At 62.8% G+C, this 13,836-nt stretch carries 16 protein-coding genes and 1 tRNA gene; 9 read left to right on the top strand and 8 right to left on the bottom strand.

The features are described from left to right. Positions 1 to 192 precede the first annotated feature (192 nt). Positions 193 to 768 (top strand): hypothetical protein, encoded by a 576-nt coding sequence (locus DVH23_RS04505; RefSeq protein ID WP_114576231.1) that lies wholly within the window; start codon positions 193 to 195, stop codon positions 766 to 768. 51 nt (positions 769 to 819) lie between these two features. Here DVH23_RS04505 and DVH23_RS04500 read toward each other — a convergent pair whose 3' ends face one another. After that, the gene (locus DVH23_RS04500) at positions 820 to 1,809 is read right to left on the bottom strand and encodes an endo-1,4-beta-xylanase (RefSeq protein ID WP_114576230.1); all 990 of its coding nucleotides are present in this window, start codon (positions 1,807 to 1,809) and stop codon (positions 820 to 822) included. A gap of 951 nt (positions 1,810 to 2,760) precedes the next feature. Here DVH23_RS04500 and DVH23_RS04495 point away from each other — a divergent pair. Beyond that, a complete protein-coding gene (locus DVH23_RS04495) occupies positions 2,761 to 3,336 on the top strand; it encodes a hypothetical protein (protein ID WP_114576229.1) in 576 nt (191 codons plus the stop codon). On the opposite strand, the gene DVH23_RS04490 is transcribed toward DVH23_RS04495, so the two are convergent. The 4 genes from DVH23_RS04490 to DVH23_RS04475 form a co-directional block, all read right to left on the bottom strand. Then, on the bottom strand, positions 3,326 to 4,117 hold the full coding sequence (locus DVH23_RS04490; protein ID WP_114576228.1) for a hypothetical protein: 792 nt from the start codon (positions 4,115 to 4,117) through the stop codon (positions 3,326 to 3,328). The genes DVH23_RS04495 and DVH23_RS04490 overlap by 11 nt on opposite strands. Positions 4,118 to 4,352: 235 nt before the next feature. Then, positions 4,353 to 4,454: transfer RNA gene (locus DVH23_RS04485), tRNA-Gln, on the bottom strand. Positions 4,455 to 4,550: 96 nt separating this feature from the next. Beyond that, the gene (locus tag DVH23_RS04480; protein WP_114576227.1) at positions 4,551 to 4,985 is read right to left on the bottom strand and encodes a metal-dependent transcriptional regulator; all 435 of its coding nucleotides are present in this window, start codon (positions 4,983 to 4,985) and stop codon (positions 4,551 to 4,553) included. A gap of 76 nt (positions 4,986 to 5,061) precedes the next feature. Beyond that, positions 5,062 to 5,556 (bottom strand): ferritin-like domain-containing protein, encoded by a 495-nt coding sequence (locus DVH23_RS04475; protein ID WP_114576226.1) that lies wholly within the window; start codon positions 5,554 to 5,556, stop codon positions 5,062 to 5,064. A gap of 106 nt (positions 5,557 to 5,662) precedes the next feature. Between DVH23_RS04475 and DVH23_RS04470 the strand changes: the two genes are divergently transcribed. Beyond that, on the top strand, positions 5,663 to 6,487 hold the full coding sequence (locus DVH23_RS04470) for an MBL fold metallo-hydrolase (RefSeq protein WP_114576225.1): 825 nt from the start codon (positions 5,663 to 5,665) through the stop codon (positions 6,485 to 6,487). Between the two features lie 96 nt (positions 6,488 to 6,583). Here DVH23_RS04470 and DVH23_RS23480 read toward each other — a convergent pair whose 3' ends face one another. The 3 genes from DVH23_RS23480 to DVH23_RS04450 form a co-directional block, all read right to left on the bottom strand. After that, on the bottom strand, positions 6,584 to 7,162 hold the full coding sequence (locus DVH23_RS23480; protein ID WP_157972323.1) for a hypothetical protein: 579 nt from the start codon (positions 7,160 to 7,162) through the stop codon (positions 6,584 to 6,586). A gap of 966 nt (positions 7,163 to 8,128) precedes the next feature. Continuing rightward, entirely contained in the window at positions 8,129 to 9,097 is a 969-nt protein-coding gene (locus DVH23_RS04455) for a DUF5787 family protein (protein WP_114576222.1), read from the bottom strand. Between the two features lie 59 nt (positions 9,098 to 9,156). Then, complete coding sequence (locus DVH23_RS04450; protein ID WP_114576221.1) at positions 9,157 to 10,071, bottom strand: helix-turn-helix domain-containing protein; 915 nt, start codon at positions 10,069 to 10,071, stop codon at positions 9,157 to 9,159. A gap of 232 nt (positions 10,072 to 10,303) precedes the next feature. On the opposite strand from DVH23_RS04450, the gene DVH23_RS04445 reads away from it, so the two are divergent. From DVH23_RS04445 to DVH23_RS04420, 6 genes are all read left to right on the top strand, one after another. Next, a complete protein-coding gene (locus tag DVH23_RS04445; protein ID WP_114576220.1) occupies positions 10,304 to 11,539 on the top strand; it encodes a translation initiation factor IF-2 subunit gamma in 1,236 nt (411 codons plus the stop codon). 19 nt (positions 11,540 to 11,558) lie between these two features. Continuing rightward, on the top strand, positions 11,559 to 11,927 hold the full coding sequence (locus DVH23_RS04440) for a PIN domain-containing protein (RefSeq protein ID WP_114576219.1): 369 nt from the start codon (positions 11,559 to 11,561) through the stop codon (positions 11,925 to 11,927). Continuing rightward, positions 11,928 to 12,497, top strand: coding sequence for a DNA-directed RNA polymerase (locus DVH23_RS04435; protein WP_114576218.1), 570 nt, complete (start codon positions 11,928 to 11,930; stop codon positions 12,495 to 12,497). It begins immediately after the preceding gene. Positions 12,498 to 12,499: 2 nt separating this feature from the next. After that, the gene (spt4, locus tag DVH23_RS04430; RefSeq protein ID WP_114576217.1) at positions 12,500 to 12,697 is read left to right on the top strand and encodes a transcription elongation factor subunit Spt4; all 198 of its coding nucleotides are present in this window, start codon (positions 12,500 to 12,502) and stop codon (positions 12,695 to 12,697) included. A 12-nt stretch (positions 12,698 to 12,709) separates the two neighbouring features. Then, positions 12,710 to 13,303, top strand: a complete 594-nt coding sequence (locus tag DVH23_RS04425; protein ID WP_232833698.1) for a GTP-dependent dephospho-CoA kinase family protein — start codon at positions 12,710 to 12,712, stop codon at positions 13,301 to 13,303. A gap of 94 nt (positions 13,304 to 13,397) precedes the next feature. Further along, a complete protein-coding gene (locus tag DVH23_RS04420; RefSeq protein ID WP_114576216.1) occupies positions 13,398 to 13,760 on the top strand; it encodes a hypothetical protein in 363 nt (120 codons plus the stop codon). The last annotated feature ends 76 nt before the right edge of the window (positions 13,761 to 13,836 follow it).

The raw sequence follows: 13,836 nt of genomic DNA, 5'->3' as shown, positions 1-13,836 counted from the left end.
GGATGATCCTGGTCGAACAATCCCGGATACGGAACGATTCGAGAACGGATCGCCTACGAGCCAGCCAGGCTACGCCGCCTTCGCCGACGCCGTTCGAACGCACCGGTCGATGAACCGTCTTGATCCCAGCCGAGCACCGGGTACGGCTCAACCCACGAACTCGAGCCGGAACGATCCTCACGAGACAGGCCAATGATTGGGAAAGATTCGTTTTGTCCACGGACGGGCGCACCGCTTTCGAACGAAACCGAGTACGACGGGCAGGGCCGACCCGAACGGGCGACGGCCCCCGACGAGTTCACCGCTGACTCGGTTCTCGGGGGTGAGCTCACGAACGGGTCGGTGACGTCCTCCAAGGCAGCCCTCTTCAATCAGTTCCGTCGCAACCACCAGCGCCACGCCGCCCCGAACGACGGCCTGTACCGGAAGACGGCTCTTGCGCTTCGCCGGCTCAAACGCGCCGCGGAGGGACGCGCGAACTGGGACGTTCACGTCTGGTATGCCCTCTACAGACGCCTTCGTGAGACCGGGTTCGACGTCGAATGGATGCACGCCCACGCCGACCTTCGCTGTCCGCACTGCCACAGCCCGCTCAAATACGGATTCCACGACAACGGCGACGTATACGCGCTCTGTGCGACGAACTGTACCGAAGACAATGCGGATCAACTCCGGGAGATTCGGGAGATCGTCGCGTCAGTATACGGGCGGTCCTTCCCCGAATCGCCCGCTCCCGATAGCGTCCTTCAGTTCGATTATCGCGAGTGAACTCTCCGAGCCCCGAATCCCGGCACACGACACCCTTGGAGTTCGTACGCGTCAACTCCGGCTCTCTAAGAGATCTCGGATCGCGTAATACGCGGGTTTGGGATTGAAGTTCTCGTCGAAGAGCAGGGGATCGGCCGTCACCTCGTAGCGATTCTGGAGCCAGGATCCCGCGTCGTGGACGCCCCACGTGATGAGCGTGTTACAGCCGTTGTCGAGACACGCCTCGAGGACGTCTCGATAGTACTGCGCTTGGTGATCGAGGCGGTCGTCGAACTCCTCGTCGGGGCCGTACGCAACGTCCATCTCGGTGACCTGGACGTCCAAGCCGAGGTCTTTGAAGCGACGGATGTTCGCCCCGACCGCTTCGGGATCCTCTCGGCTGTGCTGATACGACGGAAGGGAGTGCATCTGGATCCCGACGCCGTCGATCGGTACGCCACGGTCGAGCAGGCGTTCCAGGAGGTCGTATACAGCGTCGGCCTTGTCGTTGTCCGAGGCGATTTCGTAATCGTTGTAATAGAGAGCGGCGTTCGGCGCGACGTCGTTTGCCCACTCGAAGGCCTTGTCGAGATACGCTTCGCCCATCGCCTCGTACCACACCGTCTCGCGCATCGATCCGTCGTCGGCCACCGCTTCGTTCACGACGTCCCAGACGTCCACCTTGTCGTGATAGCGGCCGGCCACCGTGTGGATATGATCCCGGACAAATGTTTCTAACTGGTCGTCGGTGTAGTCCCAAGCGAGAAACCACTCCGGAGTCTGCTTGTGCCAGAGCAACGTGTGTCCCCGGACAGTCATGCCGTTCTTGACACCGAAGTTCACGATCGCGTCGGCATCATCGAAATCGTAGACCTTGCGTGCGGGGCGCAACGGCCCCATCTTCAGCGCGTTCGCTGTCGTAACCGCGTTGAACTCCCGCTTGAGCGTCTGTGCGAGCGTCGGATCGTCGGGATACTGTCTGAACGACCGAGCGGGAATGCCTGCCCCGATCGTCACGCCATTTTCGTCGGCCAGTTCGCGGAGTGTCTTTTCGCTGGACATCCGCAAATACGGAAGCCTGAGGCGAGAAAGTCGTATGGATACCGGAAACGGGTGGTGATTCAACAGAGCCCCCCAAAGATACCGTCGTGGAAGTCCGCTAAGGTATGCGAGCCATCGACTTCGATATCTCTCCAGACATCGGTTTCTGGCTCGAGCTCTACCGGCAGGTTCGGAATTACCCACACTCGGAATCTGTAACTCGTCATATCTATTCCCTCCATCGCCCGGCTTTGTGGGCGTTACTCGTAGGCTACTGATCAGTTCAATGCACAAATCATCGGAACGGTGTGTCGGCCCACACGAGGCCTTGTAGTCGACCGCAGCACCTGCCGACCGACCGCTCTCCCTACCGACCGGCCCCCCGCTGACTCCGACCCTCTATGGCTCCCGACTGACGCTCGCGCTTCGCTTCGCTCCACGCTCGCTCAGTGGATAGTCAACCCTGCTGTAGTCAGGGCCAACCCCTGGTTGGGCGCTCTGGGAGGTCGCCCTGGACTGCTGAAGATCATCTGAAATCCGGTGTTCAGCACTCGGTTTGAGAGGTAAGTATCGCTGTTCTCAGCGTGGCCTGATAGCTCAGCTCTATGATAGTTGATAGTCAGATCGGGCTGGTTCACACACCACTGTTTCCGCTGTTCTCGGAGGTTTTTGCACACTGCTTGAGCACGCTCAGTTACCCTCTTCCCCGAGGAACTCAGTTCTCACTCAGTGTCGCTGCTGGCCACTTCGTTGGTGGTGGCTTCGCGCCGCAGTGCTCATGATTTCTCTCTCATAGTTCGGTGGGATTCCCCTCTTCCCCTATCACATCTGACAGTCGTTCTGGCTGGTGCTCCTGGGCCCATCCACGCAGTTCCCGACGTGGGGGGTTTACCGGGCTAGATACTGTCGGTAACTCAATTTGGAAGTAAAATTCCAGTAAAGATTTTTGATTCAACGGGTGGGATAGGATGCATGGACGAGACCGATGAGCCGTGGGAGATTGCCCGCGACCTAACACAAAAACAGTACAAATCACTCGCGGCGCTCCGGAACCTGGACGGCGAAGCACGGACTCCCGAGGTGACTGGCGCGGTCGAAGGCTTGTACGCTCAGATTGTGAACCAGCACTACCAGAAGATGATCGGCGCCGGCCTCGTCGAGAAGATAGACGAGGGGCGTGGAGACGGGAGCCATCCACTCCCGCGGGAGGGGTTCAAGTATCGGATTACTGATAGAGATGGTGAGGTCCTCACGGCGGCTCAAGAAGACTACGGAATGTCGCTCCCAGAAGAGCGCACAGTCCGCAAGCGCTTCGACCGTCTCGAGGGTCGGATCGGCTCGCTCGAACAGCAGGTCAAAGGGCAGTCCGGGAGCGGCGACGTCGACGGTGATCCAGAGGCCCAGGTAGTGGAGCTCGAGGAGCGCGTGGACACGCTCGAGGAGAACCAGGACCTCTTGGTGGATGATTTGCGTAAGGTGGCGGACTTCCTCGAGGAGACCCGCGAAGAGGTCGGCCTGGGCGGCTTCTGGGACGATTCTAACGATTGATTTTCGTGATCGCCCTGTAGGTGCAGGACCAGACTTTCTCGCACCCTCTCTCTTCATCAAGTGAGATGACTTCACGTGACCTCTTCCTCGCCGTCCGAAACGGCTCCTTCGCGCACGGCACGATCTGCGCGTTCGTGGTCAGCTCGAAACTGTTGAGCGGCTTCAGGAAGATCGGGCACGTCATCGACGACGTCACCACCGAGGAGTTCCCGAAGTGCACCGCACAAAATCGCGACGTAGCGGTTTGCAACTTCCTGAAGCAGCTCGACATACGCTTCGAGGGCCGCGATTCGTTCACGGTTGGCACTTCATCCTCGAGCGCGTCGCGATCCATCGCAAGTGGGGCCGGCTCGACTAGAAAATCCGTATCAGCACTCGATAGCGAAGACTGGCTGTTCGTCGACGGGGACGAAGCCGTCTTCCCATCACGCTCGTCACGGTGAGAATCAGTATTGCCGTTCACCCCATCCACATCGTCTAGCATTGTTTCGAGGAAATCCCCGGCCGACAGTGCATATTCCTCGTTGTCTTCGTCGTCAGCGTCGAGTGCGTCCAGGGCCGCACGGAAGTCTTGGAAGATCGGTCCGGGCCGATCCCGTTTGACTTGCAGAACGGCTTCTCGACAGAGATTGGCCATCGTCTCACATAGGACATCGTCGAACTCCGCAGCGACATCAGCTGGATCGAGACTGTCGCTGAGGATGAATCGTGAGTCCTCAATCGCGTCGGCCCACTGCTCGTCAGTGGCTTCTCGGAGTGTCTCGGCGCTTGCGCGAAGCACCTCGTGAACGGCGAAGATCCGCCGACAGTACCGACACTCCCAGCGACTCCGGTTGTAATCGAGGCGTCAGTATTCAAGAAGGATCTCCCCGCACTCTGGGCAATCGGGCTCGTAGGCCGGTGGCGTGGAGTTTACGCCGAACACCCTGCAAAACCGCAATATGAACCGTATACCAATAGATTCTTCTTCCCCGTCACGACTGCTAATGGACTGAGGATTATGTCGATCTTTAGTATAGTCCCGGGCGGATTCGAACCGCCGTCAACGGCTGTCTCCCGCGCCGGACGAGCCGAACGCGTCCAAAGGCCGTTATGATTGGCCGCTACACCACGGGACTGCGACCGGGCGGATCGGCCCGGGCTATCGCGTGATAGCCGATCGGCGCACAATAGTGTTGCTCTTTCCCTCAGACGCCGACCTATACCGTAGCAGGTTAATCTGCGTTCCCGCTCGCTTCGGGCTCAAGAAACTCACAGCAGTCCATGTCGGCGTCGAAGCAGTCTGGACACTCCTCGCGGCGGTCGATAATCGTATCGAGCCGCTCTGCGACCGTGTCGTCGATCACACTCTCTAAGGCGCGGGCTTCCTCCCGGAACGCCTCGACCTCAAGGACGTTCGAGAGGAAGCGCTCGATGATGCAGTAAGTCTGGAGGGCATGGTGGGCGCGGTCGAGCCCCTCGTCGGTGAGCTGTGTCCCCTTGTACTTCTCGTGTTCGACGAGCTCTCGTTGTTCAAGCTTGCCGACCATCTCGTTGACGCTCGCGGGGCTGACCTCAAGCATCTCCGCTAAGGTGCCCGTCGAGGCCGGCCCGTCCTCGAGTCGCTGTGCGAGATAGACCGCCTTCAGGTACTGGTCTGCCGTGTTCATGTCTGGCCCTCGCTCGTCCGCGGTCGATCGGAGATCCGGTCCCCTCGGTCGCTGGCCCCGTTCGCCCCGACCCCAATCATGCTCTGCGCTCCATAACTTCGGTGACCTCCTCGACGCCCTCGCGTTCCTCCTCGCGGATCTCCCGGAGGGTCCCGAGGAGGCGGGCACGATCGACGGCGAACGTCGCCTCAGAGGCCTCGACCGCCTCGATCAGGTCGTCGTAAAACTTGTAGGCGGTCTCCTCGTTACAGAGCTGGTCGTAGAGGACGCCGTCGGTGTCTTCCGGCGGGCCGTAACGGGCATCCACCAGGGCGTTGATCTCCTCGTAGGCGACGGTGTCGGCCTCCAGATCCGCGATCAGCGCCTCGAGGCGGTCCCGATGGTCGGCGGACTCCTCGGTGGCGTCGGCGAGCAGCTCCCGGACGTCCCGGTCGACCGCGTCGCGGTCCTCCGGGGGAAGGGAGTCGATGTGGTGGGCGGCACGCGACTCGACGACCTCCTCTAGCACGACCCCGATCTGGAGGAGCCGCGCGAGCTGGTGGTCGCTCGAGACGCGCTGTCCCAGGCTCATACGACCACGTGCGGGGTGGCGATACTTAACGCTCCCTACTGACGGCGGCCCCGGCCGTCGATCGCGAACGGAGCACCTATTGTGCCGACCGACGACGTTCGAGTGAATGCGGGTCACGCTGCTTGGCACCGGCGACACGACGGGAACGCCGACGGTCGGCTGTGACTGTGGGACCTGCCGCGAGGCCCGCCGTCGGGGCGTCGAACGCACCCGATTTTCCGTCCACGTCGAGAACGAGCGAACCGGCGAGACGCTGTTGATCGACGCGAGCCCCGACTTCCGCCAGCAGTTCCTCCGGGAAGAGGCCTCCCTTCCCGACGCCGCCGTCATCACCCACGTCCACTTCGACCACCTCGACGGGTTGGGCAACGTCTTCCGGGTGCTCGACTCCTTGGACGTCTACGCCGCGAACGAAACCGATCCCGCGACCGGCGAGAGCGTCGCCGAAACCGTCGCGAGCGACTACCACTACCTCGATCAGATTACAGTCCACCCCGTCACACCTCTCGAGTCGATCCGGATCTGTGGGTTCGACGTGACGCTCCTCCCGGTCGATCACCCGCCGATGGTCTGTTATGGACTGGTCGTCTCCGACCCCGAGACCGGGTCCAAGCTCTCGCTCACGGGCGATACGAGCTACGCGATCCCCGAGCCCTCGCGCGAGGCCCTCGCCGGCGCCGACCTCCTGCTGGCCGACGCCATCGTCCCCGCGAGCGTCTGTGCCGGTCACCCCGCGGGCGGGCGCCACGAGAACTCTGCAGGGACCCCTCGAACCTTCGGGACGAAACACATGACCCGGGAGGGCGCCCTCGAGCTCGCCGACGAGCTCGGAGCCACGAGGACGCGGCTGGTCCACCTCGCCCACTACTACCCCGCCGAGGACGCCTTCGAGGAGCCCCTGGCGGTCGACGGCGAGGTCTACGAGCTGTAGCATAGGGAATCATAGAAGAGTTCACAAGTAACTTGATTTACTTCCACTACAAGTGAATCTCGTTCTCAGTAGAGAGTAGCGATAGCTCGAAGAGGGTTATTCGATGTAGTGTGTACGTTGGGATCGGATATCCGACTGATCAGTAGAGGACTCATCTTCCGCAGGTGGTGGAGAGGGTGTATCAGTTTTTGTCGAGCCAGGGGAACTCGGATCAAAGGCCTGCAAATGGACAATCATTGCGCCCGCGAACGCTCCAACCGTAAGAACAAGAACAACGTTAACCACCGCATCGAAAAACAGAGCTGACGCCACGACAAAAGTCACAGTCGTTGGATTGGGGAGAATGAAGGCTCCTCCGAGTACGAGGCCGATGCCCAGAGAGCTTCCGATCGCGATAGTGACAAGAAACCGATGATATTCACGAGCGACGACGATTCGGCGTCCGATATAATACCCAAATCCGATTGCAATGAGTAGTGTCCCAAGTGGTCCGAGCGCTTCTGAAACTTGAGTATACACAGTTGCCGACGCACCTGCTGATCCAATCACCGGTAGCCCTTCCGGGATGCCGGAGGAACCAGTCCAATGATTAAAGATCGCTTCCGGGATGAATTGAACAATCCAGACGAGAATCCCGAAAAGCCCTGATATCGCACCGAGTCGTTTGGTATCCATACACGAAGTATCGGGCAACAAGAGCATAAGTGTTTGGACGGTGAACTATTTGCACCTTCAGTGAGCAACTTTTGCTCTTCAATGCAGCCGATTCCTGACTGAATCTCGTGCTCGGTACAGGGGGTAGGTCTAACAACGACGTCCTGCGTTCAATAATTAAGGCGGCTACTGAGGAAAGGATTGCAAAGACCACTGTGGCAATCCCAAAGAGATCGTATGGATTTTCGAAATCGGGACTAATGAGAAAGACAAATAACAGGAACGATGACACCATCAAAAATCGTGTCGATACGGGTCCGATCGAGAGGGAGGATGAAACTTTTGTGTGCTGTGAAGAATCTAATCATATATGGAATCTATACGTACGCTAGCCCCTATTCAATTCACTAAAGGGTGGCAGGAACTTCCAGATCACCATAAGAGAGTCCTCAAATTAGGATTTATTATCCTATTTTCGACTGTGATTACAGCTTCAATGGCTCTGTTTGCATTTTATTTGGCAGACTATACACCCCCGTTCGATGTTATCGAATCACTAGTGATTGGTATCGAGATGGGAGCAACGTTATTAATCGCGATCGGAATTTCTGGATTCACAGTACTATTCTATAGAAACGGATTTCCAATTGTCGCAACAATATCCTTGATGTTTTATATATTTTTCTTCGGTAGTTTCTATTGGATGATATTTCACTCTTTAGGCCTTAGATTCGCCCCGTTTCTGATAGGTTTTATTTTCCCGCTTATTTTTGTGACTATCCTACAATTACATGCTAAGGTGTGATTCGGACCACAAGGTGGATTGAGGGTGTCATAGAACGGTTGGCATGGTTTTCTACTACCGGTTGAGAGGTCTTCTACCACTGGTTCCGAAAAGCGGCGAACATATCTACTTCACAAGTGGCTGCTTCACCGGCTGTTGCCGGGGTGTGTGAAGAGTTCTATGACACCCTCTCCGCCCACTAGCTACCACCGATCGAGCCCCGACTGCCGGCGCGGCCCCGCGGGATCGGCGACCCACGGGGTTCGTCGCTCGCGTTCGGCCTCGAGGTCCGCTTCGAGACCCGCCTCGGCCGCGACCGGCTCGTAGCCCGGACACTCCGAACCGCACTCGCTTGCGGGCTCGACGATCCGTCCCTTCCAGCGGCAGTAGGGCACCGTCGCCGCCGCGTCGGCGCCGTCGGGATCGCAGGCGTCGCACGCCGGGAGGTCGTACGTCCGCCACCCCTTCCCGTAGGCGCGCTCGGCGATCCGTCTCCGCTTCCGGGCCTTCCGCTCCGGGGAAACGACGGCGACGTCGGTCCGGCCGGGACGCTCCGCGAGCGGTTCGACCCCCGGCTCGCCCGGCTCGAGGGCGGTCGGCTCGCGGACGACCTCCAAGGTATTTTCCGAGAAGCGCCAGACGCCGACCTGATCGGGCAGTCGGTTCAAGTGTGCGCGCGTGACGTAGCTCTCCGTGGCGAGGATCACCCGGTCGAAGAGACCGAGGGCGACGTCGGTCCGCAGTTGGCCCTCGAGGTCGCCCGGCCGGTCCAGATCGGGTTTGTTCTCGATTCCGACGAGCTCGCCGTACCAGTCGGGGTAGCGGGCGGTCCGGCGGACGTAGTCCCGGCCGCCGCGGCGCTCGCGTTCGAAGAACCCGACCTCGCAGGCCCGCTCGGTCGCCCGGCGGGCCCGCTCGGGATGACAGTCGAACGCGTCCTTCCAGTAGCGCGCCCGACCCGTTCCGACATCGGAGTCGATGGCGGCGTCGGGAATCGCCTCCCCGGTGATCGCGACGCGCTCCGCGAACTCTGCGCCGGGGGAGACGACGACACAGTCGACGACCCGGCCGCCGGGGTCGGCGACGCTGCCCCCGAGCTGACGGGCGACGATCCCGTCGGTCTCGCCCTCAAGGTGGGCACAGAGGCGAAGTTCGAAGTCGAACTCGCGCACGGGGGAGAGAGGTGACCGGGCGAGAAAAGCCCGCGGGTTCGGCGATTACGTGGATCGGGTTATCCGGTTTCGATCTCGGTTCCGACGACTGCGAGCTCGTCGTCGAGAGTCGCCCGCAGTTCGTCGCCCGCGAGGGGGATCGAGAGCTCGAGCCGGACGGGGTCTTCCGCCCGGACCCGCGTGTATTCGTCCGAGACACACCACGGGAGCGTCCAGTAGGACCGGTCGGCAACGGAGACGCCCCGGTCGCGGTGGAAGCCGACGACCTCGGGATGGTCGAGCAGGCGCAGACCCGCGGCCGAACAGAGGCTGTGGCCACACTGTCGACACTCGTGGTCGACCCGGACCGAAACACCGAGACAGCACTCCCCGTCCTCGACCAGACTGGTATGCATCCTGCCGGCACACTCCGGGCAGACGCCGTCGGCGGCCAGACAGTGGAGGTGGCGCACCCGCTGGTCGAAGGCCGCCGCGACCTCGGCGGGCGTCCGGTCGGTGAGCCCGCCCGGCGGGAACGAGTACTCGCCGTGGCCCTCTCCGCAGGCCCGGCAGACGATCGCGAGCCGTTCGTCCTCGTAGCGCGCCTCGAGGGCGCCCTCGCAGGCGAAGCAGGTTCCCTCGACGCCGAAGGGCTCGACCGTGGGATGTTCGTTGAACGAGCCCGCGATCACCGACCGGACGACCTTCTCGCCGGCGTGTTTGAACGCGTACCCCTCCTCCGTCTTGCGGACGAAGTGGCCGACCAGCCGCTGGAGGTGGTAGTTGAACTGCGCCGAGTCCTCGGTCCCGACGACCCGGCGGAGCTCCGAGAAGGGAACCGGGCGTTCGTCGGCGAGCCACAGCGCCTCCAGAATCGCCAGCCGGGTATCGTCGCCAATCAGGGCGAAGGCGTCGGCGGGCGCCAGACAGTCGGTACACTCGAGGAGGGACCTCTCCTCGCGGCCGTCCGAGGTCGAGGCGTCCGATCCGCTCATACGCGATCGATCGACGGCAGTATCCTAAAAGGTTCCCTGAAGCAGCTTTGTGTAAGAATTCCGATCTGTACACGGGCGTGGAGGCAGGGTCGAACTCTACCCGAACGAGAACGCCGGAGATACCACGGCCGGCGCCGTCGTCGGCGAGTGAACGGGTATCGTCCCTGCGCCCCCGGAACAGTAGGTTTATCAATCGCAGCGCGGAAGCTGTAGCTACGATTATTCCCGTCTCATGGAAGGAAATCGACAACCGGAGGTGAACATCGGGCTCGTCGGCCACGTAGACCACGGCAAGACGACGCTGGTACAGGCGTTGTCCGGCTCGTGGACCGACCAGCACTCCGAGGAGATGAAACGCGGCATCTCCATCCGGCTCGGCTACGCGGACGCGACGTTCCGTCGCTGTCCCGGGGTCGACGAACCCGAGTGTTTCACCGTCGAGGAGGAGTGTCCGGACGGCTCGGCAAGCGAGCCCGTCCGGACCGTGTCGTTCGTCGACGCCCCGGGTCACGAGACCCTGATGGCGACGATGCTGTCTGGTGCGGCGCTGATGGACGGTGCCGTCCTCGTCGTCTCGGCCAATGAGCCCGTTCCCCAGCCCCAGACCGAAGAACACCTGATGGCCCTGGACATCATCGGGATCGATAACATCGTCATCGCCCAGAACAAAGTCGACCTGGTCGATGGCGACACCGCACGCCGGAACTTCGAGGAGATCCAGGAGTTCGTCGCGGGCACCGTCGCCGAGGACGCTCCAGTGGTTCCGATCTCGGCCGGCCAGGAGGTCAACATCGACCTCCTGATCGGCGCGATCGAAGCGGAGATCCCGACGCCCGACCGGGACCCCGACGCCGACCCCCGGCTCCACGTCGCCCGCAGCTTCGACATCAACAAACCCGGGACGGCCTGGGAGGACCTCGCAGGGGGGGTCCTCGGCGGCAGCCTCGTCGAGGGCCAACTCGAGGTCGACGACGAACTCGAGGTTCGCCCCGGCCGGGAGGTCGAGGAGGGCGGCCAGTCAGAGTACGTCCCGATCGAGACGACGGTTCGGTCGCTACAGGCCGGCGGGGAGGGAGTCGACGTCGCGACCCCCGGCGGGTTGTTGGGGGTCGGCACCGGGCTCGACCCCGCGCTCACCAAGGGCGACGCCCTCGCGGGTCGGCTCGCGGGCCCGCCTGGTTCGTTGCCACCGACCTGGGAGTCGTTCACGATGGAGGTCGATCTCTTAGAGCGGATCGTGGGCAACGTCGAGGGCGAGACCGACGTCGAGGAGATCTCGACGGGCGAGCCCCTGATGATGACCGTCGGGACGGCGACGACCGTCGGCGCCGTCTCGAGCGCCCGCGACGACGAGTGTGAGGTGCGGCTCAAACGTCCCGTCTGTGCCGAACCCGGCGCGAAGATCGCGATCAACCGCCGGATCGGCGCGCGCTGGCGGCTGATCGGCGTCGGCACGCTCACCGACTGACCCCGTGGCACGTATCGCGATGGACACGAGCGCACTCATGTTACCGGTCGAAGCCGACGTGCGGGTCTTCGAGGAGGTAGAGCGGCTGCTCGACGCCGTCGAGCCCGTCGTTCCCCGGTCCGTGCTCGCGGAACTCGAGGAGCTCTCGGCGGGCAGGGGTACCGAGGGGAGGGCGGCCTCGGTCGGCCGGACGCTGGCGGAAGAGCGGTGTCGGCCCGTCGAAACCGACGCCGAGTACGCCGACGACGCCCTGGTCGAACTCGCCCGCGAGGGTGACGTGGAGTACGTGGCGACGGCCGACCGGGCGCTTCGCGATCGCGTGCTCGACGAGAACGTACCGGTACTTGCATTACGCGGGAGAAACAAGTTAGCGATCACTCGACCATAGATGTACAAACGGGTTAGATTGACTGATACGATAGAAGTGCCCCCCCGGGCGCTCGGCGACGTCTCGCCGATGCTCGTGAAGCGACTGCTCCAGGAGAAACTCGAAGGGCGGATGGACGAGGAGGTGGGAAGCGTCGTCTCCGTCACCGAGGTCCACGACATCGGTGAGGGGACGGTCCTGCCGAACCGTCCGGGCGTCTACTACGAGGCGGAGTTCGACGCGGTCACCTTCGACCCCCAGATGCAGGAGGTCGTCGACGGCACCGTCGTCGAGGTCGTCGAGTTCGGTGCCTTCGTCGGGATCGGCCCCGTCGACGGCCTGCTCCACGTCTCACAGATCTCCGACGAGTACCTCGCCTACGACCGGGAGAACCAGCAACTGGCCTCCAACGAGTCCAACCGGACGTTGGGCGTGGACGACGCCGTCCGCACCCGGATCGTCACCAAGTCGATCGACGAGCGCAACCCCCGGGACTCGAAGATCGGCCTCACCGCCAAACAGCCCGGCCTCGGGAAACACGGCTGGCTCGAGGAGGACAGAGAGAAGCGCGAAGCCACGGCGGGTGAGTAGTCGTGGCATCCGATCGCCTCGTCTGCCGGGAGTGCCACCGGGTGAACGACGCCGACGTCGCGACCTGTACGTCCTGTGGCTCCTCGTCGCTGACCGAAGACTGGGCGGGCTACGTCGTGATCGCCCACCCAGAATCGAGCGAGATCGCCCGCGAGATGCAGGTCGACGAGCCGGGCGCCTACGCGCTCAAGGTCCGCTGACGGGGCCGAGCCGTGAGTCGCGACGATCCGGAGCCGACCGCGGAGCCGACTGACGCCGACCAGTTACTGGTTCTGCCGGACGAGCTCCGCCGCGAACTCAAGGAGCCGATGGGGCCGATCGAGACCGACGCCGCCCGGCTCCTCGCGGACGTCGACGGCCCTCTCGTCGCCGTCGGCGACGTCGTCACCTACCACTTCCTGCGGGCCGGCCGTCCGCCGGAGGTCGCTTTCGTCGACGAGCGGACCGAGCGGTCGGCGGTCGACGAGGAGGTCCGCGAGACCGTCACCGAGGCGACGACCGTCGAGGTCGTCAACCCGCCCACGACGATCTCGCGGGCCGTCGTCGAGGCGCTCCTGGAGGGACTCGCCGAGGACGAGCCGACCACCGTCCTCGTCGAGGGCGAGGAGGACCTCGCGGCGCTGCCGGCGATCGTCGCCGTCCCGGAGGGCGCAAGCGTCGTCTACGGCCAGCCCGGCGAGGGGATGGTCCACGTGAAGGTGACCGACGGCAACCGCCGGGACGTCCGCGCCCTGCTCGATCGGTTCGAGGGCGACGTCGATCGGTTCTGGAGCCTCCTCGAGGAAGGGGCGCCGGACGACGAGTAGCGGCCTCGAGAGTGGCGTTCGACCGGGGAACGACGGTCGGAGCGGTTCGTGCAGGTTTCACAAGACTATTGTCACTCGTTCTGTAGGTCCGGGTATGGAGAAGGCCGTCATCGCCGGACTCGCCATCGGGGCGGTCGTCGGCGGGGTGCTGTATCTCGCGTTCGCGTCGAACTGGCTCCTGGTCGCCGCCGCGACCGCGCTCTACGCCGGCTTGGGCTACTTCGTCGTCCGGTACCGACGACTGCTCGCGCGCGAGTTCCCCGCGTTCGATCGGCGTTCGGACCGACTCGGCTACGCGATCGGGCTGTTCGGGGCCTGCATCGCGTCCGCCGCGCTCGAACGCCGGTACGCCGCGGGCGACGCCAGCCTCGAGTTCGTCGTCGTCTACGTCGGCGTCGTCGGCTTCCTCCTCGCTTCGAGCGCCGCGGCCGCGGATCCCGACATCGGCGCTCGGTGAGGGAGTTCGGGCGGTCTCCCGGCGGGGGAGCCGCGGTCCGTTCGCGCTACCGGTGACCGGACGGCAGGCGAACGGA

This window comes from Saliphagus sp. LR7 (genome assembly GCF_003344565.1).
Taxonomy (GTDB): domain Archaea; phylum Halobacteriota; class Halobacteria; order Halobacteriales; family Natrialbaceae; genus Saliphagus; species Saliphagus infecundisoli.
This window is presented reverse-complemented; position numbering and strand designations above follow the sequence as displayed.